Source organism: Rhodococcus sp. NPDC058532 (assembly GCF_042719255.1).
Classification (GTDB): domain Bacteria; phylum Actinomycetota; class Actinomycetes; order Mycobacteriales; family Mycobacteriaceae; genus Rhodococcus_G.
This window is the reverse complement of record NZ_JBHXNU010000008.1, coordinates 113,270-133,764: the sequence shown is the minus strand read 5'-3', so window position 1 is coordinate 133,764 and position 20,495 is coordinate 113,270. Positions and strand designations below refer to the sequence as shown.

At 69.5% G+C, this 20,495-nt stretch carries 15 protein-coding genes; 7 read left to right on the top strand and 8 right to left on the bottom strand.

Annotation, left to right across the window (positions count from 1 at the left end; genetic code table 11):
* Nucleotides 1-16: 16 nt before the first annotated feature.
* Both ACFWQG_RS12175 and treZ read right to left on the bottom strand, forming a co-directional pair.
* The gene (locus tag ACFWQG_RS12175) at nucleotides 17-1,123 is read right to left on the bottom strand and encodes a hypothetical protein (RefSeq protein WP_378507870.1); all 1,107 of its coding nucleotides are present in this window, start codon (nucleotides 1,121-1,123) and stop codon (nucleotides 17-19) included.
* A gap of 154 nt (nucleotides 1,124-1,277) precedes the next feature.
* Nucleotides 1,278-3,020 carry a malto-oligosyltrehalose trehalohydrolase gene (gene treZ / locus ACFWQG_RS12170; protein ID WP_378507869.1) on the bottom strand — a complete coding sequence of 581 codons (1,743 nt, stop codon included), beginning with the start codon at nucleotides 3,018-3,020 and terminating at the stop codon, nucleotides 1,278-1,280.
* Between the two features lie 269 nt (nucleotides 3,021-3,289).
* Here treZ and ACFWQG_RS12165 point away from each other — a divergent pair, with 269 nt between their 5' ends.
* Complete coding sequence (locus ACFWQG_RS12165; protein WP_378507868.1) at nucleotides 3,290-3,661, top strand: hypothetical protein; 372 nt, start codon at nucleotides 3,290-3,292, stop codon at nucleotides 3,659-3,661.
* A gap of 81 nt (nucleotides 3,662-3,742) precedes the next feature.
* A complete protein-coding gene (locus tag ACFWQG_RS12160; protein ID WP_378507867.1) occupies nucleotides 3,743-4,156 on the top strand; it encodes a hypothetical protein in 414 nt (137 codons plus the stop codon).
* Between the two features lie 31 nt (nucleotides 4,157-4,187).
* Here the strand turns inward: ACFWQG_RS12160 and ACFWQG_RS12155 are convergent, their stop codons facing one another.
* From ACFWQG_RS12155 to ACFWQG_RS12140, 4 genes are all read right to left on the bottom strand, one after another.
* On the bottom strand, nucleotides 4,188-4,997 hold the full coding sequence (locus tag ACFWQG_RS12155; RefSeq protein ID WP_378507956.1) for a mycofactocin-coupled SDR family oxidoreductase: 810 nt from the start codon (nucleotides 4,995-4,997) through the stop codon (nucleotides 4,188-4,190).
* Between the two features lie 107 nt (nucleotides 4,998-5,104).
* A complete protein-coding gene (gene treY / locus ACFWQG_RS12150) occupies nucleotides 5,105-7,462 on the bottom strand; it encodes a malto-oligosyltrehalose synthase (RefSeq protein WP_378507866.1) in 2,358 nt (785 codons plus the stop codon).
* Nucleotide 7,463: 1 nt separating this feature from the next.
* A complete protein-coding gene (gene glgX, locus ACFWQG_RS12145) occupies nucleotides 7,464-9,578 on the bottom strand; it encodes a glycogen debranching protein GlgX (RefSeq protein WP_378507865.1) in 2,115 nt (704 codons plus the stop codon).
* Between the two features lie 46 nt (nucleotides 9,579-9,624).
* Nucleotides 9,625-11,676: an acyltransferase family protein gene (locus ACFWQG_RS12140; protein ID WP_378507864.1), complete on the bottom strand. Its 2,052-nt coding sequence runs from the start codon at nucleotides 11,674-11,676 to the stop codon at nucleotides 9,625-9,627.
* Nucleotides 11,677-11,809: 133 nt separating this feature from the next.
* Here ACFWQG_RS12140 and ACFWQG_RS12135 point away from each other — a divergent pair, with 133 nt between their 5' ends.
* Genes ACFWQG_RS12135 through ACFWQG_RS12120 form a run of 4 tightly spaced genes read left to right on the top strand, consistent with a single transcriptional unit; the run spans nucleotide 11,810 to nucleotide 16,366 of the window.
* Complete coding sequence (locus tag ACFWQG_RS12135; protein ID WP_378507863.1) at nucleotides 11,810-13,126, top strand: adenosylmethionine--8-amino-7-oxononanoate transaminase; 1,317 nt, start codon at nucleotides 11,810-11,812, stop codon at nucleotides 13,124-13,126.
* Nucleotides 13,127-13,180: 54 nt separating this feature from the next.
* Nucleotides 13,181-14,338 carry an 8-amino-7-oxononanoate synthase gene (locus ACFWQG_RS12130; protein WP_378507862.1) on the top strand — a complete coding sequence of 386 codons (1,158 nt, stop codon included), beginning with the start codon at nucleotides 13,181-13,183 and terminating at the stop codon, nucleotides 14,336-14,338.
* Nucleotides 14,335-15,084 (top strand): dethiobiotin synthase, encoded by a 750-nt coding sequence (gene bioD, locus ACFWQG_RS12125; RefSeq protein WP_378507861.1) that lies wholly within the window; start codon nucleotides 14,335-14,337, stop codon nucleotides 15,082-15,084. Before ACFWQG_RS12130 ends, bioD begins: the two co-directional genes overlap by 4 nt.
* A 43-nt stretch (nucleotides 15,085-15,127) precedes the next feature.
* Nucleotides 15,128-16,366, top strand: a complete 1,239-nt coding sequence (locus ACFWQG_RS12120; protein ID WP_378507955.1) for an integrase core domain-containing protein — start codon at nucleotides 15,128-15,130, stop codon at nucleotides 16,364-16,366.
* Here ACFWQG_RS12120 and ACFWQG_RS12115 read toward each other — a convergent pair.
* Both ACFWQG_RS12115 and ACFWQG_RS12110 read right to left on the bottom strand, forming a co-directional pair.
* The gene (locus tag ACFWQG_RS12115) at nucleotides 16,317-18,182 is read right to left on the bottom strand and encodes a DUF222 domain-containing protein (RefSeq protein WP_378507860.1); all 1,866 of its coding nucleotides are present in this window, start codon (nucleotides 18,180-18,182) and stop codon (nucleotides 16,317-16,319) included. The genes ACFWQG_RS12120 and ACFWQG_RS12115 overlap by 50 nt on opposite strands.
* Before the next feature lie 313 nt (nucleotides 18,183-18,495).
* Nucleotides 18,496-19,083 (bottom strand): TetR/AcrR family transcriptional regulator, encoded by a 588-nt coding sequence (locus tag ACFWQG_RS12110; RefSeq protein WP_378507859.1) that lies wholly within the window; start codon nucleotides 19,081-19,083, stop codon nucleotides 18,496-18,498.
* Between the two features lie 31 nt (nucleotides 19,084-19,114).
* Here ACFWQG_RS12110 and ACFWQG_RS12105 point away from each other — a divergent pair, with 31 nt between their 5' ends.
* Complete coding sequence (locus tag ACFWQG_RS12105; RefSeq protein ID WP_378507858.1) at nucleotides 19,115-20,377, top strand: KasA/KasB family beta-ketoacyl-ACP synthase; 1,263 nt, start codon at nucleotides 19,115-19,117, stop codon at nucleotides 20,375-20,377.
* Nucleotides 20,378-20,495 lie beyond the last annotated feature (118 nt).

Here is a 20,495-nt window from a genome sequence, read left to right as displayed (position 1 = left end):
TCCACACCCCGTGGTGTCAGTTGTTGATCGGGGTGAAGCCGCTGCCGGCGACGCCGCGCGGATTGAGATCATCCAGGATGTTCTTGGCCGAGGTGTTGACCCACGGCGGGATATCGGGTGTGGTCGCCGTGACGATGCCGACCCACTTGCCGGTGCCCTTCAGTACCACCGGGCCACCGGAGTCACCGTTATTGAAGCCAGCCGCAGCGCGGATCATGCCGTTGCTGACGAAGGTGATGACGCCGCTGGAGGGGGTTGTGATAACCGTTGGAACGGTCATGAGGTCGGGGTCTCGATCGGTTCTGGCTCCGTACAGCTCGACATGGTTGAACAGGATTCCGGGCAGTGCCGGTGCGCCGCTCGCGTTGGTGTAAATGGAATTCACCTTGAGGGGTGTGCCGCCGCCTGCGGTGCTCGCGACCGGTTTACCAGCCTTGTCCAGCACCTGGCTCGAGAGCTGCACGTCGGGCGCGAACTCGATCACCATGTAGTCGGTTCGGCTGGTGGGGTCGGTCTGGTACGGGTTGTCGGCGCATGCTTCGTTGTCGCCGCCGGTTTCACCGCTCTCGCAGGTGTCGGCGTCGACCCAGCGGATCCATCCGATCGGGTCGGGCGCTGGCGTGCCTGGGTGCTGCTGAGTCCACTTCGACGCGTTCTTGTCGTAGACGGGGTACTTGGAAAGGTTCGTATCGGACACCTCCACGCCGCGCGTCGGACCGGGGTGCAGCGGCGCGCCCCATTCCTTCGACCACGACGATTGGGTGCAGTGCCCGGCGGTGATCCCCACCTTGCGGCCAGCGGCATCGGTGCCGACGGGACCCAGGGTGCAGGACTTCGCCGCGGTGAACTTACCCGCGTCTCGCGCCGTCTCAAGGAAGTCCGTTCTGGCCTGTCCGCTGAGCTCATCGGGAACCGGGGTGAAATTGGTCCAGTCGCCGGTGAAGTCGAGGTACATCCCCGGGTACGCGGTCGGGACATCGCCGGGCTCGTATGCGTTCCAGTTGTTTCCGTCGAGTGCGTCGATGATCAGTGCGTTGGCGGATGTCGCCGTCGCAGTGGTTAATCCCGCGGTGAGGGCCAGCGTGGCAAGTGTTCCGGCGAACAGCCGGGTCGTGCGCGTCATGCGTTGTCCTGTCTGTGTACGGGCTGTGCGCGCGTGAGCGTACTGACAGGTCTGGTCTGTCGGAGGAGATCGTGAAAATGCATGCGCAGCAGGTCTTTTGATGATCATCGATTCCGCAGGGGGTGGGCGTTCGCTTGGCTCGTGCGGTTGTTCTTCAGTCCGCGGTGTCCAGCACCACGAACGAGTGGCCGGGTAGGACCGTCGCCGCGCCGGTCGGGTCCTGGGTCGGCGGGTCCCACCACAGCACCGGGGTGCCGCCGACGGGGACGGTCACCGGCTCGCTCCCGAGATTGCATGCCAGTTGGATCGTGTTGCGGTGCAGCACAATCCACTGTGCGTCCTCGTCGTAGTCCACCGCGACCCGGTCGAGCCACGGGTCGGTCAGGTCGGAGCGGTCGGCGCGCAGCGCGAGCAGGTCGCGGTAGCTGCGCAGCAGCCGGTCGTGTGGCGCCGCGTCGGGTTCGGTCCAGTCCAGTTTCGACCGATCGAAGGTGCGCGGGTCCTGCGGGTCCGGGATGTCGGTCGCGGGCCATCCGTGCGCCGCGAACTCCGCGACCCGCCCCGCCGCGGTCGCCGCCGCGAGGCCCGGCTCCGGGTGCGAGGTGAAGTACCGGAACGGCGTGCTCGCGCCCCACTCCTCGCCCATGAACAGCATCGGGGTGAACGGCGAGCACAGGACCAGCGCCGCCTTGATCGCGAGCTGGCCGAAGGTCAGGTAGGCGCCGGGTCGGTCGCCGGTCGCCCGGTTCCCCACCTGGTCGTGGGTGCAGGTGTAGGCGAGCAGGGCGCTGGCCGGGGTGCGTCGGATGTCGAGCGGCCGTCCGTGGGTGCGGCCGCGGAAGGTCGAGTAGGTGCCCGCGTGGAAGTAGCCCTGCCGCAGCGTGGTCGCCAGGCACTGGAGGGAACCGAAGTCGCCGTAGTAGCCCTGGCGTTCACCGGAGACGGCGGCGTGGATGGCGTGGTGGACGTCGTCGTTCCAGTGGGCGTGCAGACCGTGCCCGCCCGCCGCCCGCGGGGTGATCAGGGTGGGGTCGTTGCGATCGGACTCGGCGATCAGGGTGAGCGGGCGGCCCAGGTGAGTGGACAGGGACTCGGTTTCGACGGCGAGCTGTTCGAGGAGATGGGTTGCGGTGCGGTCGACGAGGGCGTGCACCGCGTCCAGCCGCAGGCCGTCGATGTGGAAGTCCCGCATCCAGCGCAGCGCGTTGTCGATGACGAACCGGCGGACCGGACCGGAGTCGGGGCCGTCGAGGTTGACGGCCGCGCCCCACGCGGTGTCGCCCGTGGTGAGATACGGACCGAACCGGTCCAGGTGGTTCCCGGACGGGCCGAGGTGATTGTGGACGACGTCGAGGAGCACGCCGAGACCGTGCCGGTGGCAGGCGTCGACGAACCGCTGCAGCCCGTCGGGCCCGCCGTACTGCTCGTGGACCGCGTACCAGAGCACCCCGTCGTATCCCCAATTGTGGGTGCCGTTGAACGCGTTGACGGGCATCAGTTCGACGAAGCCGACCCCGAGACGGACGAGGTGGTCGAGGTGTTCGGTGGCGCTGTCGAACGTCCCCTCCGGGGTGAACGTGCCGATGTGCAGTTCGTAGACGACGCTGCCCGCGAGTTGGCGTCCGGTCCAGGCGGTATCGGTCCAGCGCGCCGGGTCGACGGAGTGCAGCATCGACGGGGCGTGGACACCGTCCGGCTGGCGGGGCGAGCGTGGGTCGGGGAGCACGGTGGGATCCTCGTCGAGGACGAAGCCGTATCTGCCGTCCGGCGCGGCAGGGACGGTGGTGTGCCACCGGTCGCCCGCGCCGCGGATCATCTCGTGGAGTTCCCCGTCGAGGTGGAGGCGGACGCGGTGCGGACGAGGGGCCCAGACGTCGAAGCGGCGTGCGCTGCTCATGCGACCAGGATGCCGGAATCGGGTGCCGTGGGGGAGCCGGGCCGTTTTGGTCAACTGTTCAATTGGTTGGATGTCCAGTTTATCCTTGAGTGGGTTAATGATTGGCTAACGTTGAGATCTTGTGACGACTTCACGACGGTTTCGGTGTAGGTTCCAATTTGAGATTGATTGCACATCGACGAGTGCTCTTCAGACGGTTTGGGTCACCGTTCGGTCAAGTTGATGTGACGCTCAATTACGGTTCAGCTAACCGGGGAGGGTTGTCGAACGTGGCATATGTAAGTGCGTGGGGCCGCGACGGTGTGGACACCGCGTCGGGTGGGTCCTGGCGTGGTCGGGACGTGGCGGCGGCATGTGGGATTCCGGGTTGCGGGCGGCCGGTCGCGGCCGCGGGCGATGCGTGCGCGCACTGCCGGGTCGCGTATGCGACCACCCTGACCTTCGGGGAGCGGAGGCCGATGCGGGCGTGCTGCTGGGTGTGCGGCGGGCACGCGGTCGACGCCGAAACGCCCTGCTTGGACTGTGCGCCGATTGTCGGGGCCCGAGCCGCCGCGACCGGGTATGCCGTCGGGGCTGCCCCTGACGTCGTCGGGGCGGCCGCGGTCGGCGGCGCCGAGCAGCGGCTCGCCTCCGTTCGATAACGCGGCCGCTCGATAGCGCAACCCGGGCTGTCAGGTTAGTCTTGACGTAGCAGTCAAACCAACCTTGACAGGAGACCCGTTGTGGACAGCCTGATCGAACGCGCGCTCGCCGCCGACATCGCCGGCAGTGTGGACGCGGTGACCGCCGCTGGGCTGGCGGAGGTGGGCAGGCAGGCCGACGTGATCGTCGGCGCAGGACCGCTGCCCGGAACTCCGGAGTGGGTGGCGGAGGAGGGGACCGAGATCCCGGCCACCCGGCAGCTCGCCTGGCAGTTGACCTCGGTGCGGCTGCAACTCGCGGCGGGCATCGACTGCTCCGACACGATCGTCGTGCTCCGCGCGGGCGGGGTGACCTGGTCGCTGATCGCAAGGGCGGCGGGCATCACCCGGCAGGCCGCGCACGAACGATGGGGCGGGCGGGTGCGCGAAGTCCTCGACCGCTACGGCGACGGCATGCCCGACAGCGTCGCCGACGACGAACCGCCGACCGGATAGGTCCGGCCGGCGGTTCGGGTGGAGCGGGGGATCAGCGCGCGGCGTTACCCAGATCGATCGGCATGTTGATGCCGGTGATGTGGTGTGCCTCGTCGGAGGACAGGAACGCGACGACGTTCGCGACATCCTCGGGTTCGCTGAAGCCGTAGGGCAGTGTCGCCATGAACGTCGGGGCGAGGGTGTCGGCGAAGCGCTCCATGAGCGGCAGCGCATCGGTCATCACCATGCCGGTGTTGACGCCGTACGGGTGCACGCTGTTGACGCGGATCTTGTGCATGCCGAGCTCGTTCGCCATGGTGCGGGTCAGCCCGGCGACGCCGGCCTTGCTCGCCACGTAGTGGCCGAAGAACGAGGCGCCGGTCAGCGCGGACACCGAGCTGGTGATGACGATCGAGCCGCCCTCGCCCTGCTCGATCAGCTTCGGGATCGCCGCCTTGCAGGTGAAGAACACGCCGGTCAGGTTGACGTCGATGGTCTCCTGCCACTGTTCCGGGGTGATCTCCCAGGACAGTGCCGCCGAGCAGATGCCCGCGTTCGCGACGACGTAGTCGAGGCGGCCGAACATCTCGAGGCCCGCGTCGAGGGCGGCGGTGACGGCGGCGAAGTCGCGGACGTCGGCCTTGGTGGCGACGATCTTGCCGCCCTGTTCCTCGACCAGGCGCACGGTTTCGGCGAGGTCCTCCTCGGTGGCGCCCGCGTAGGCGGTCGAGTCGAACTTCACGCACGCGTCGAGCGCGATGACGTTCGCGCCCTCGGACGCGAACTTCACGGCCTCGGCCCTGCCCTGCCCGCGGGCCGCGCCCGTGATGAATGCGACCTTGCCTTCGAAGCGATTGCCCATGTGCTTGACGTCCTCCAGGTACCGAAGATGAGTTGTGCTTCGCATCACGGTAGATGCTGAAACGGCACGGCGTGCCACTTTGTCTCGTTCAGTGGCATGTCGGCAGGTCAGCTCAGGGTGAGCAGCGCGACCGGGCGCCGGGCGAACAGGGTGGCGAGGTCGACGCGGCCGCGGTACACGGTTCCCGTCAATCGATCGGTCCACCTCCCCGGCGGCAGCAGCACGCTGGTGTCCGCCCATCCCTGCCCGAACAGCGACACCGACAGCCGGACCGCCAGCGCGATCACCTCCTCGCCGCGGCGGAACCCGACCAGGTGCCGCGCCGACGGACCGTCCGCGACCACCGGCGTGTAGCTGCCGCCGACGAAGCACCCCGGTCGTTCCCGGCGCAGTCGCAGCGACTCCCGCACCACCAGCAGCTTGGCCGACTCGTCGACCGCGGTGCCGGGGTCGAGGCGGGCGAGCAGGCGCCGCCGCACCTCGAACCCGACCGGACGCCGGTTGTCGGGGTCGACGAGCGAGTCCTCCCACAGTTCGGTGCCCTGGTAGACGTCAGGAATGCCGGGCCCGGTGAGCTGCAACAACTTCTGGCCGACGGAGTTCATCCTGCCGTGCACGGTGAGGCGACGGACCAGCGCCGACATCGACCGCGCCGCGGGCCCCCGCAGCACGGCGTCGATCCAGTCGCGCACCCGCGCCTCGTACGCCTCGTCGACGGACACCCAGTCGGTGTGGACGGCGGCCTCGCGGACCGCCTTCGTCGCGTACTCGTGCAGACGCCGTCGCAGCGCCGATGTTGGTTCGCCGTCCGCGGGCCACACCCCGAACATCGTCTGCCACAACAACAGTCCGGTCGTCGGGTCCGGGCTCGGCGTCGAGTGTTCCCAGTCATCGACCGACCGGGCCCACAGCTCCGCGACCTGGGACAGCACCGAGATCCGGGCGCGGACGTCCTCGCCGCGCTTGGTGTCGTGGGTGGAGAGGGTCGTCATCGCCGCGGGCCACAGCCGAGCCCGCTCGGCCTGCTGCTGGTGGAACTGCGGCACCGGGATCGCGAACCGGCCCGGATCGCCCCCGACCTCCTGCAGGGAGATCAGCCGCGCGGTCCGGTAGAACAGCCGATCCTCGACCGCCTTCGCTGCCGCCGCGCCGCACAGCTGCTGAAGGCGGGTCGCGGCCTCACCGCCCGCCGCGGCGGCCCCGGCGAGCGCGGCAATGCTGGCGGCGAGATCCGGTCGGGCCGCGGCGGTCTCGCCGATGGCGGTCGTGAGCACCCCCGCCGTGGTGGCGTAGTCGGTGCGGTAGACCGGGATCCGGGCCACCGTCTCGATCAGGGCGTCCGTCTCGATCAGGGCATCGGCCAGCGGCGCGGTGCCGCCCCGGATCCCGCAGTCGCGGCGGATCGCCTCGACGAGTCGATCGACCTCCGGTTTCAGCCCGCCCCACAGGACTTCGCGCTTTGCCACGACGGTCGCGTCCGCGAGAGCGGCGGCATCGCCCCGATTCCCGGTCCGGTTGAGGTGCAGCCGGGTCAGCGGCGCTTCCCCCGCCGGATCGACGAACACCCCGCCGAACTCGGCGAGGGCGTCGTATCCGGTGGTCCCGTCGATCGGGAGGGACGGGTCGAGTCGCTCACCCGCGCCGAGGACCTTCTCGATCACCAGCCATCGACGCGGACCAAGAATCGACCGCAGCCTGGTGAGGTAGCCCGCCGGGTCGGCGAGACCGTCCGGGTGGTCGACGCGGACGCCGTCGACAAGGTCCTCCGCGAACCAGGTCGCGGGCTCCCGGTGGGTTGCCTCGAAGACCACCGGATCCTCCTGCCGTAGCGCGGCAAGCGAGTCGACGGTGAAGAACCGCCGGTACCCGATCCGAGCGCTGCGCCACGGCACCAGCTCATATGCCTGACGGTCGTGCACCCGCGCGGCGTCGTCGCCAGCACCGGCCGTGCCCGGCGCGACCGGGAACCGGTGGTCGTGGTACACCAGTTCCGGGCCCGCGCCGGGGCAGTGCGTGCCCGAGTCCGGGAGGTCGAGCCGCAGCGCGTCCGCATCGTCGCCGAGGATCGGGATCTCGAAACGTCCCCGGCTCCAGTCGATGTCGAAGTGGTCGGCGTGCGGCGAGTCGCGACCGCGGCGCAGCACGTCCCACCACCACCGATTCTGCTCGGGCGCCGCGACCCCGACATGATTCGGGACCAGGTCGACGACCACCCCCATCCCGCGGGCGCGCAGGTCGGCGACGAGTGCCTCGAGTGCGGGACGGCCACCCAGCGCCGCAGCCACCCGGGTCGGATCCGTGACGTCGTACCCGTGGGTCGACCCGTCGACGGCCGTCGCCACCGGGGACAGGTACACGTGCGAGACGCCGAGATCCTGCAGGTACTCGGCCAGTTCACGGACAAGCCGCAGGTCCAACAGGTCCGGCCGCAGCTGCAGTCGGTAGGTGGAGGTGACCGCCTGCACGTCAGGCCGCCCGGCGCAGGACCGCCAGCGCCCGCGCGCCCACCTGCACCGATCCGCCTCCGCGGACCGTCTCGTCGGAGCGGCCGGTCGGGGTGGTCGTGTCCAGGACGACGTCCCAGCGGTCGCCGTCGACGGTGCGGTCGCCCGCGGAGGGCACGGCGAACTCGATCCCCTGGTCGTGCGCGTTGAAGCACAGCAGGAACGAGTCGTCGGTCACCGGTTCGCCGCGGTGATCCGGTTCGCGGATCGCGTCACCGCCGAGGTAGGCGGACAGCGACCGGCCGAACCCGCTGTCCCAATCCTGTTCGGTCATCTCGACTCCGGTCGGGGTGAGCCACACGATGTCGCGGTCGGCGCCGCCAGCGGGACGGCCCTCGAAGAACCGGCGCCTGCGGAACACCGGGTGCGCGGCCCGGAGCGCGATGACGGTGCGGGTGAACTCCAGCAGATCCGAATTCGATTCCGCCAGAGACCAGTCCATCCATGTCAGCGGCGAGTCCTGGCAGTACGCGTTGTTGTTGCCGCGTTGGCTGCGGCCGAACTCGTCGCCGTGCGCCAGCATCGGCGTGCCCTGGCTCAGGAACAGGGTCGCGAGCAGGTTGCGACGCTGCCTCGCGCGCAGCGCGAGGATCTCCGCGTCGTCCGTCGCGCCCTCCACCCCACAGTTCCAGGAACGATTGTGGCTCTCCCCGTCACGATTGTCCTCACCGTTGGCGAGGTTGTGTTTGTCGTTGTAGGACACCAGGTCCGCGAGGGTGAACCCGTCGTGCGCGGTGACGAAGTTGATGCTCGCCCCCGGCCGTCTGCCGGTCGCCTCGTACAGGTCCGACGACCCGGTGAGGCGGGAGGCGAACTCGCCCAACGTCGACGGGACACCCCGCCAATAGTCGCGGACCGTGTCCCGGTACTTGCCGTTCCACTCGGTCCACAGCCCGGGGAAGTTCCCGACCTGGTAGCCGCCCTCGCCGACATCCCACGGTTCCGCGATCAGCTTCACCTGGCTGACGATCGGATCCTGCTGCACCAGGTCGAAGAACGCGGACAGCCGGTCCACGTCGTGCAGTTCCCTGGCCAGCGTCGAGGCGAGGTCGAAGCGGAACCCGTCGACGTGCATCTCGGTGACCCAGTACCGCAACGAGTCCATGATCAGCTGCAGCGTGTGCGGGTGCCGGGCATTCAGGCTGTTGCCGGTGCCGGTGTAGTCCAGGTACCGGGACCGATCGCCGTCGACGAGCCGGTAGTAGGCGGCGTTGTCGATGCCCCGGAAGTTCAGCGTCGGGCCGTGCTCGTTGCCCTCCGCGGTGTGGTTGTAGACGACGTCGAGGATCACCTCGATGCCCGCCGCGTGGAACGCGCGCACCATCGCCTTGAACTCGGCGACCGCACCGGACGCCTTCGCCGCCGACGAATACTCCACGTGCGGGGCGAAGAACCCGACGGTGTTGTACCCCCAATAGTTGCGCAAACCCCGATCGAGCAGAACCTGATCGTGCAGGAACTGATGCACCGGCATCAGCTCGATCGCCGTCACCCCCAGCCCGGTGAGATGGTCGACGACCACCGGGTGCGCGAGACCGGCGTACGTCCCCCGCAGCTCCGCGGGCACTCCCGGATGCGTCGCGGTCATGCCCTTGACGTGCGCCTCGTAGATCACCGTCTCGTGGTACGGCCGTCGCGGCGACCGGTCGGACCGCCAATCGAAGTACGGGTTGATCACCACCGTGGTCGCCGCGGGACCCGCGGTGTCCGGGGAGGCGAGGTGAGCGGCGTCGAGGCGAGCGCCGTCGAATGCCTTGCCGTAGGGATCGAGCAGCAGAATGCTCGGGTCGCACCGGTGCCCGGACGCCGGGTCGGACGGTCCGTACACCCGAATGCCGTATCGCTGCCCGGGAACGACGCCGGGCAGGTACGCGTGCCAGACGTGGCCGTCGACCTCGGTCAGGGCGATCCGCTCCTCGACACCGTCCCGGTCGATCAGGCACAACTCGACCGACTCGGCAACCTCGGAGAACAGCGAGAAGTTGGTGCCTGCGCCGTCATAGGTCGCGCCGAGCGGGTAGGCGCTCCCCGGCCACGCCCGGACCCGCGTCGGGGCGGGCGGATCGCTGCGCTCCATGCTCGCACACCCTAGCCTCGATGCGACATCCGGTCGCACCGGGCAGTCACCACCAGCCGCTGGCCCGGCCCAACTGTCGGTCGAGTTCGGGGGCGAGGGTGCGCGCGTAGGCGGTGGTCAGATGGTTGCTGTCCCGGTACACCAGAATGTTGCCCTCCACCACCCGGCAGCGGTCGGTCCGGCACACCCAGTCCGACAGGTCGAGGGTGTGCGCGAGCGGCAGGTCCGCGGTCGCGGCCAGCGACGGGTCGACCTCGGAAAACACCCGGGCGCGGTCGATTCCGCAGCTCACGCTGGTGCCACCCGCCGCGAGACAGTCCGCCGCCCGATAGTTCACCGAGTTCTCGGACAGCCACGGGGTGTCCCGGATCAGGGCCATCGGGATGCCGAGCTCGGAGAGCCGCGTCCACAGTCGGACGTACCCGTCGGGGGTGTGCTCACCCGGCTCGTAGGCGGGCAGCGGGCGGGTGGCGGTGCTGAACACCAGGTCCGGCGGCGCGGCGGCCAGCGCGTCGACGACGCCCTCCGACCAGGCCTCGCACTCCTCGGGCTCGGCGCCTGGCGCGGCGAGCATCACCGGGCAGCCCACCTTCATGTAGGTCTCCAGCCGCAGCCCGCGATCGCGGGCAATGATCTCGAGCGCGGGGAACCAGTGTTCGGAATGGGAGCCGCCGATCACGGCGATGGTGCGGGTGGCGGCGGGGTTGCCGTACACGCAGTGCACCGCCTCCAGCTCGCCGCCGCCCGGCAGACAGCCGTCCGCGGTGGTGACCGGCAGATCCAGGTGCGCGACGTACCGGGACGGCTGCTCCACGCGGGGCGGGGCCTCGACCCCGCCGATGATCGCGGCCGCACCCGGATAGCGGTCCGCGTCGAGCGCGGCGATCCTGTGCAGCTGGTCCGACTCCGACGCGACGATGCCGATCCAGGTGGTCGTCGTGGCCACCACCGCGAGCCCGAGCAGGCTCACGCCGCCGACGAGCGCCCGCCGCCGCAGCGACGGCGCGCCGCGGCGGATCGGCTCCTCGACCAGCCGGGTGGTGAGTTCCGCGAGGACCAGCGAGATCCCGATGACGAGCAGGCCGCCGCGCAGGCCGATGGTCGGGCGGTCCATGGCGATCAGCGTGAAGATCAGCACCGGCCAGTGCCACAGATACAGCGAGTACGCGATGTCACCGAGCCGCTGCAGCGGCGGCGACGCCAGCAGCCGCGCGGCGGGGGTGTCGAGGGTCGCGGCGCCAGCGACGATGACCGCGATCGTTGCGCCGACCGGCACCAGCGCCCACGGTCCTGGGAAGTCGTTGCGGCCGTCGAGCACCATCCCGGTCGCGACGATCGCCGCAACGCCCGCGACCCCGAGCAGCGCCCGGATCACCCGCGGCACCCGCAGGTACGGCGCGATGCAGGCGAGCAGTCCGCCCGCGAGCAGCTCCCACAACCGGGCCCCGGTGTCGTAGTACATCCACGTCTGCGGCCGCTCGCCGAAGGTGGCGTAGGCGAACGAGACCGCGGTCGCGACCGCGAGCAGCGCGATGACCGGCCCCCGGACCGCGATCCGGCGCATCCGCAGCAGCCACGCCAGGGTGAACACCACCGCGAGCGCGAGCAGGTAGAACTGGCCCTGCACCGCGATCGACCACAGGTGCTGGAGCGGGCTGACCGACGGATCCGCAGCGAGGTAGTCGCTTGCCGTCTCCGCCAGATGCCAGTTCTCCCAGAACAACAGCGCCGCGCGACCCTGCTCGGCGAGCGCCAGCCAGGCCGTCGGCGCGATCAGCAGGGTGGCGGCGACCGTCGTCGCGGCCAGCACCAGCACCAGCGGCGCCAGCAGCCGGCGGGCGGTGCGCAGCAGGACCGGACGCGGATCCAGCGAACCCGCGGACTCCGCACCGCGCACCAGTGAGCCGATGAAGAAGAACCCGGCGAGGGCGAGGAAGACGTCGACGCCACCGGACACCCGCCCGAACCAGATGTGGAACACCACCACGAGCGCGATCGCTAGGCCCCGCAGGCCGTCCAGGTCGGCGCGATGCGTCGAGCGGGTCGCGGGCGTAGGGAGAGCGGTCGTGGTGACGGGTGTGGTCGTGCGGACGGGCAAAGCTCTCCCTCGGTGCCTGCGGTGTATCGAGTTCGGGTGTGTCGGGCTCGGGTGTCGACCGCAGAGTCTAAGAGAGTGGCCGGGACCCCCACCCCACGCGTCGCGTTGCACGGTCAGGCTAACGTCGCACCGTGTGAGCACCGCGCGCTACTCGCCCGAACGCATCTCGGCCCTCGACGCCGCCCACCTGTGGCATCCGTACGGGGCGTTCCCGGCGAGCACCGACCCGCTCGTGGTGGAGAGCGCGCTCGGCACCCGGCTCCGCCTCGCCGACGGCCGCGAACTCGTTGACGGGATGAGTTCCTGGTGGGCGGCCGTCCACGGCTACCGGCATCCGGTCCTCGACGCCGCCGTCACCGCGCAGCTCGGGCGGATGAGCCACGTGATGTTCGGGGGGCTGACCCACGAACCGGCCGCCCGGCTCGCGGAACTGCTCGTCGCGATCACCCCCGACGGTCTGGACAAGGTGTTCCTCGCCGACTCCGGGTCGGTGTCCGTCGAGGTCGCGATCAAGCTGGCGCTGCAGTATCAGCGGGCCATCGGGCGGCCGCGGCGGCACCGGCTGCTGACCTGGCGCGGCGGCTACCACGGCGACACGTTCGCGCCGATGAGCGTCTGCGATCCCGACGGCGGCATGCATTCGATGTGGACCGACGTGCTGGCCGGGCAGCTGTTTGCGCCGGCCCCGCCGCGCGCCTTCGACGCCGACTATGTCGCCGAGTTTGAGGAGCTGCTGGTGCGGCACGCCGACGAGCTCGCCGCCGTCATCGTCGAGCCGGTCGTGCAGGGTGCGGGCGGCATGCGGTTCCACGATCCGCGCTACCTCGCCGAGCTGCGCCGGATGTGCGACGAGCACGGGCTGCTGCTGATCTTCGATGAGATCGCGACGGGTTTCGGGCGCACCGGCGAACTGTTCGCCGCCGACCATGCGGGCGTCGCACCCGACATCATGTGCGTCGGGAAGGCGCTGACCGGCGGATACCTGACCCTGGCCGCGGTGCTGTGCACGACCGGGATCGCCGAGGCGATCAGCGCGGGGGAGGGCGGCGGGGTGATGCACGGGCCGACGTTCATGGGTAACCCGCTCGCCTGTGCGGTCGCGGTCGCCGCGGTGGAGTTGCTGCTGTCGCGGGACTGGCGGTCCGAGGTCGCGGCGGTGGGTGCGGGGCTCGACGCCGGACTGGCTCCGGCCCGCGATCTGCCCGGGGTCGCCGACGTGCGGACGTTCGGTGCGATCGGCGTGATCGAGATGGTCGAGCCGGTGGATATGCGCACGGCGACCGCCGCCGCCGTCGGCGCCGGGGTGTGGCTGCGCCCGTTCGGGAAGCTGATCTACGCGATGCCGCCGTACGTGTGCACCCCCGACGATGTCGCCGCGATCGCGGGCGGCATGGTCGCGGCGGCGCGGAGTCAGGGGGAGGGAGGGGCGACCGCGTCGTCGCAGTGTTGAGCGGCGACATGCTCACTTGAACACCGTTCAAGTGAGCGCGTATGGTGCGCAGTCGTGGCATTCCATGACGCTCTGAGTTGGTTCGACGACCAGGCAGCCGCCCGGGAAGCGGCAGGCCTGCGACGCGTACTGCGGCCCCGGACCGCTGGGTCGACGCTGGTCGACCTCGCCTCCAACGACTACCTGGGCCTCGCGCGGCACCCCGAGGTGCTCGACGCCGCCCAGGTCGCGCTGCGCCGCTGGGGCGGCGGATCCACCGGCTCCCGGCTCGTCACCGGCACCACCGCCGAACACGAACTGCTTGAACGCGAACTCGCCGAGTTCGTCGATGCCGAGGCCGGGCTCGTCTTCGCCAGCGGATACGCCGCCAACCTCGGCGCCGTCACCGCGCTCGCCGGTCGGGACACGCTGATCGTGTCCGATGCGGGGTGCCACGCCTCCCTCGTCGACGCCTGCCGGCTGTCCCGGTCACGGGTCGTCGTCACCCCGCACGCCGATGTCGATGCGGTCGCGACCGCGCTCGCGACCCGCACCGAACCGCGGGCGCTGGTGCTCACCGACTCGGTCTTCAGCGCCGACGGCGATCTCGCCCCACTGCTGGCGCTGCACCGCGCGTGTCGTGAACACGGCGCGCTGCTGCTGGTGGACGAGGCGCACGGCATCGGGGTCCGCGGTGACGGCGGACGCGGGCTGGTGCACGAGGTGGGTCTCGCGGGGGAACCCGACGTGGTCGTCACGGCGACCCTGTCGAAATCGCTTGCCGCGCAGGGCGGCGTCGTTCTAGGCGACGCGCGGATCCGGGCGCACCTGATCGACACCGCGCGCACGTTCATCTTCGACACCGGCCTCGCCCCCGCCGCGGTCGGCGCGGCCCGCGGGGCGCTGGCGGTGCTGCGGCGTGAACCCGAACGGGCCGCCGCCGTCCTCGGCCGAGCCCGCGACCTCGCGCGGATCACCGGGGTACCGGATCCCGAATCCGCTGTGGTGTCCGTGATTCTCGGTGACCCGCAGGTCGCGTATGACGCCTCCCTCGCGTGCCTGGACCGCGGCCTGCAGGTCGGGTGCTTCCGGCCGCCGTCGGTGCCAGCCGGGACGTCGCGGCTGCGGCTGACGGCGCGCGCGAACCTGACCGACCCCGATCTTGAGGTCATCGGGTCGGTGCTTGTCGAGGTGCTGTCGTCCGCGGGTCGACCGAGCGTGGTGCCCGCATGAGCATCCTGTGCGTCACGGGGACCTCGACCGATGTCGGAAAGACCGTCGCCACCGCAGCACTCGCGGCCTGTGCGCTCGCCGACGGGCTGTCGGTCGCCGTGTGCAAGCCCGCGCAGACCGGGGTCGCCGTCGGTGCGGACGGGGATCTGTCCGAGGTGCAACGGCTGGCGGGTGTGGTCGACGTGGTGGAGTTGGCGCGGTACCCGGAACCGTTGGCGCCGGACACCGCCGCCCGGCGCGCGGGCCTGCCGATGTTGGAGCGCGGGGCGGTGGTCGCGGCGGTCCGTGCCCTGGATGCGGCCCACGACCTGACGATCGTGGAGGGTGCGGGCGGACTCCTGGTCCGCCTCGGTGCGGGCGGATTCACCCTCGCCGACGTCGCCGCCGACCTCGGCGCCCCGCTGCTGCTCGTCGCCGCCGCCGGGCTCGGCACCCTCAATCACAGTGCCCTCACCGTCGCGGCCGCCCGGCAGTCGGGGGTCGGCGTGGCCGGGACGGTGATCGGATCCTGGCCCGCGGAACCCGACCTGGCGATGCGCTGCAACATCGACGACCTTCCTGAGGTGACGGGGGTTCCGGTGGTCGGGAGGATCCCGGAGGGTTCCGGGCGGCTCGACCGTGGGGCGTTCACCGCCGCGGCTCCGGGCTGGCTGGACGGTGTAGCTGCGCTTGTCGGGGCAGCTGCGCTTCGCGGTGCATCGGCGCCGGTCCGGCCGTCGCGGAGTGGGCACAAGCGGCGCGGCTGACCGGCCCGTTGGACCGTGTGCACGCCTTGATATCGGGAGGCCCATGGGAGGCCCATTGTCTGAGTTCAGGACATGCAGGACAGTTGATGTCCCAGGACATCGAGGACACCTGACAGCCCGCTCCCTGCAACAGTCGGGGATGGGCGGAAAAGGGTTTTCAATGAATCCGGACATCGTCGCGGCAGTCGCACAGCACACAGGCGGGACACGAGTGAACGTGTCCCGCCTGTGCCGCGAGCACGGCATCTCCCGCAACACCTTCTACACGCTCGTCAACCGATTCCGAGACGAGGGAGCTGGCGCCTTCACCACCCGCTCGACTCGACCCCACACAAGCCCGACCACCACAGCGGCACACGTGTGCGAGGCGATCGTGCGGGCCCGCAAGGAACTCGACGACGAAGGGCTCGACAACGGTCCGATCTCCATCGTCTGGCGCCACGAGGACGAGGGCCTCGAACCGGTACCGTCACGGTCCACGGTGTACCGGGTGCTCACCGACCGAGGCCTCATCGTCCCGCAGCCCCGCAAGCGGCCCCGCACCCGCCGCAGGTTCGAGTTCGCCGAACCGAACGGTTGCTGGCAGATCGACGGACTCGAGCACTACCTCGCCGACGGCAGCAAGGTGTGCATCCTGCAGGTTCTCGACGACCACTCGCGCCTGGACGTATGCTCCTACGCCGCCCGCGCCGAAACCTCCGCCGACGCCTGGGCGGCGCTCGAGCGCGCCATGGACGGGCACGGTATCCCCGCCAACCTGCTCTCCGACAACGGTCTGGCGTTCTCCGGCAAACACCGCGGGTCGATGGCGGAGATCGAACGCAACCTCGCAGCCCTCGGCACGTCCGTCGCCCACCCGCAGACCTGTGGGAAGAACGAACGCGCGCATCGGACGTTGCGCAAGTGGCTGTCCAAGCAACCACCCGCGGCGACACTGGCCCAGTTGCAGGTCCAACTCGACCACTACCGGGAGGTCTACAACAACCGACGTCACCAAGGCATCGGCGGCATGACCCCGAAAAAGCGTTGGGAGGCCACACCTCCCGCGCATCCGGTCCATCGGAAGGGTGCTCGGTCGGGCTGTGTCGAACGTTCCGTGTCGGGTACCGGAGTGGTTCAGTTCGATGGGCTGGTGATCGTCATCGGTCGCCGGTACAAGAACACCACCGCTGCCGTCTACTGGCAGGGCGATCGTGTCACCGTCATGATCGGCGACACGATCGCCCGCTCTCTTACACTCGACAGGACCACCAGGTATCAGAAACTGTCCTCGAAGTCCTGAGACAGATCTGTCCTGGATGTCCTGAGACATGACAATATCGGGAGGCCCATCCTCGACAGCACTGTCCGATCCTGCTCCGTCCGTCGAGGCGACGGTGGCCGCCACCGCGGCGGCGATCGTCGGTTGGGTCGGTGGGGTTCTGTGCGACGGATACTTCGTGTTCTCGCAACTCTCGCGGTGAGGCCCGCCGGTTCCACCCGAGGGTGTGCCGTGCGGACTCGGCAGCGACGGGGCGCACGTACCCCGACCGGCCCGGTCCGCGACCCCTGGTGGGGTCGTGGTCCGGGCCGGATCTGTTCGGTTGCTGGAGGACTCGCTTCACCCGACGTGGATGAGCTGTCTTCGGTTGTGGGCTGGGACGGGTTGTCGATCGGGGTCGACCCATCGCGGGGGAGTGAACCTGGGGGTGCCCCCTGCACGAAGTGCTTGGGGGAGGGTGACCGTCGGCGCCGATCCGGACCTGCCAGTCGCCCTTGTGGATGAATCGGTGGTGGAATCGGCAGAGCAGCACCAGATTTGACAGTTTCGTCGGCCCGCCGTTCGACCAGTGGTGGATATGGTGACCGTCGGTCCACGCGGCGGGTCGGCCGCAGCCCGGAAAGGCGCATCCGCAGTCTCGGGCGTCGAGGGCGCGCCGGATGCGGCGGGGGATGACGCGGGTGGTGGTCCCGACGTCGAGGGGCTTGCCGTTGGCGTCCATCGAGATGGCGGTGACGGTGGCGTCGCACGAGATCATGACGGCGGTGCTGATGCCGATCGGTCCCAGCCACGGCATCCATGACGGCCCGCGGCGGATGTAGGAGCGGGCGCGATGATCGTCGGCGGGTTCGGTACTGCCGCACCCCGAGTCGTGCGCGTCGTCTGGGGTCCGCGAGTCGTCGGATCGGGGACCCACGCGCTCGTGACCCGAGCCCCGGTTCCTGTTTCCGTTGGCGTTGCCGGTCGCGCGGGCAGCGGCAGTGGCAGTGGCAAGGTCGTTCACGCCGACGAAGATCGTCATGTGCGGCTTCTCGCCGCCTTCGCCGGGAGCCTGACCGGAATCGAGGAAGTGGCGGACGATGTCGGAGAGGGCGTCGGCGCGGCGCTGGGGTGCGCTGCGCGGGTCCTCGGGTTGGTCGCCGTGGGTGTTGTTGCGTCCGGGCCGCGGTGCGGAGAGCGCGGACAGGGCGCTCAGCAGCTGCTCGCCGGTGACCTTGTCGAAGTGGCCCTTGACGCGGACCCGCCCGCCTGCGGTCGGTGACGCGAAGAACTCATTGAGCTGCTCGTTCTCGTCATCAGGGGGTGGGCCGTCGTGATCGCGTTCGAGCATGGACTTCAGGGCGGCGACCCGGTTCGCGGTGTCGGCGGAGTGCTCCTGTTCGGCGCTGGCGACGAGGTAGTCGGTGCACTGCTGTGTGCATTCGGCCACCGGGTCGATGTACTCGCCGTTTGAGTGGTCGGGGTCGATGCCGGCGAGCAGGTCGGGGATGGCGTCGAGAAGATTGGTGATTGCCCGGACCTGATCGGCGTCGACCGAGCCCGAGGTGAAGGCGTCGGCGACCTCGGGACGGTTGTGCAGGCTCTGTCCGGCGGCGACTATCCGCTTGGCCTGCCCGGGGGTGAGCTTGCAGGATTCGGACAACCAGGCCTGGGTTGACGATGCCCCGAGGGTGGTGGGGATCGAGCGTTCGTGAATCTCGTGGACGAGGCGGACGCGGAGGGCATCGAGCAGGCGCAGGTGATGCGACAGTTCCGGGACTAATGCCAGCAGAGTCTGCTCGTCGAGGCGCCACGGCTCCACCCGGGTGGGTGTCGTGAGCATCTCGTCGAGTTCCATGTCCCAACTCTACTCGCACAGCCGTTCGATCGCAAGGTTGTTCGACATGTTTTCTATTGCTGCGCAACAATATTCGGAATAGGAACGCGGCGCTAGCCGTCACTGTCGCCGGGCAGGGTGTCCAGTTCTTTGATGAACTGGCGCTGCGCCGGAAACGCGACCTCTGGACTTGGTGCTCGCCGGTCGGATGCTCGACGGAAGAGTGAAGGGGGCTGCTGCGCCTGGTCGTGCGGCAGCCCCGAACCTCGCACAGCCGCATCCCGGGCTGTCGCTCGTCGGTCAGATTTGGTGTCCGGTCTGCATTCGTGCGAGGTCACTGCGTAGGTGCCGCTGCCTCGGCGGTGCGGGTTATCAGGTCGATCAACTGCATGGCAGCGCGATCTGTCCGGTCGATATCGCCAGTGATGAGCCTGTCCTGCAGGATCCCGCGGAGCCCTGCGACCGCAACCGTCGCGTGCGACGCCGCATCCCGCGGGGTGCATCCACACCGCACGATGGCGTCAGTCACGGCTCCGACGAGGCGGTTCATTGCCGAACGGGCGAAGTCCTCATAGAGGCCATGTTGTTGGGGCGCTACACCGATGACCTGCAGGAGTATTCCCGCGCTGATCGAGGACTCGCCCACGGTTGTCGACGTCCAGAGCTCCTCCAGGTGCAGGCGCAGGCTGTCGGGATCGGACACCCACTCCAGGGGTGCGCCGAGGTCGGGATGCTGCGTTGCCAACGCCTGCACCAGCAGTTCTTCCTTGGTGCCGAAGTAGTAGATGAGCATGCGGGAACTGGTTCCCAGTGCGGCCGCCAGCGGGCGTAGCGAGAGGTCGACTAGGCCGTGCTCACTGATGTACCTGACGACGTCGCCGAGCAGGTGGATTCGTTTGTCGTGATCGAGCGGACGCGCCATGCCTTGACTGTAGCGAACGGTACAGGTATTGATGTCGACCATGAATGTAGCGAGTGGTACAGAAACGGGTGGTGGTCGATCGGTCGTCGTGACCGCGATGGCCGCGATGACCTCGCTCGCCGATGATGTGGATTCGACGTGGTCGGCCCTGCTGGAGGGGCGCAGTGGGATCCGGTCACTCGATGCGCCGTTTGTTGCCGATTACGGTCTGCCCGTGGCGATCGGCGGCACGCTGGTCTCCCACCCCTCCGCACAGCTCACCCGCGTCGAACAGCGTCGGTTGTCCTTCGTTGAGCAGTGCGCGTTGACCCTCGCCCGCCGACTGTGGCGTGAGGCGGGGACCCCGAACGTGGACGACGAGCGGCTCGCCGTCGCGATCGGGACCGGACTCGGTGGGGGTGAGGCCTTGATCGGCGCGGTCGATGCGCTGCGGGAGGGCGGGTACCGGAAGGTTCCCCCGATGTCGGTGCCCATGGTCATGCCCAACGGTCCGGCGGCGACCGTCGGGCTGGAGATCGGCGCGAAAGGTGGTGTGTACACGCCAGTCTCGGCGTGCTCGTCCGGATCGGAGGCGGTCGCGCAGGCATGGCGCCTGATTCGGGCCGGTGACGCCGACGTCGTGGTCGCTGGCGGCGTCGAGGGGCAGATTGACGCAGTGTCGATTGCGAGTTTCTCCATGATGCGCGCGATGAGCACCCGCAATCACGAGCCCGAGCGCGCGTCACGGCCATTCGATAGGGACCGCGACGGCTTCGTGTTCGGTGAGGCGGGAGCGCTGTTGCTGCTCGAATCCGAGGAGCATGCCCGTGCCCGCGGCGCCACCATCCACGGTCGGGTGCTCGGCGCGGGGATCACCTCCGACGCGCACCACATCGTCGCCCCCGACCCGCAGGGGGCCGGGATCGCGAGAGCCATGCGCGGCGCATTGGCCACCGCGTCGTTGACGAGTGCTCAGGTCGATCACGTCAACGCCCACGCCACGTCGACGCCGGTCGGCGATGCCGCGGAAGCGGTAGCCATCTCTGCCGTTGCCCCGCACGCGTCCGTCTACGCATCCAAGTCCGCGCTCGGTCACTCGATCGGGGCGGTCGGCGCGCTCGAGGCGATCATCAGCATTCTGACCCTGCGGGACCAGATCGTGCCGCCCACGCTCAACCTCGACAATCTGGACCCCGCAATCGATCTGGACGTGGTGTGCGCATCCCCGCGTCGCCAGACGATCGAGTATGCGGTGAGCAACTCGATCGGATTCGGTGGACACAACGTCGCGCTGGTATTCGGGCGGGTCCAGTGATGGCCCGGTCGGCGTCCGTGTGTGTCTCGCGCGTCGCGCAGGCGCGACGGCGTCCCGACTTTCGTGCCCGCGGGCCCGGCAACTGCCGTACTGTGAGAGCCATCACATCCTCTGTGGT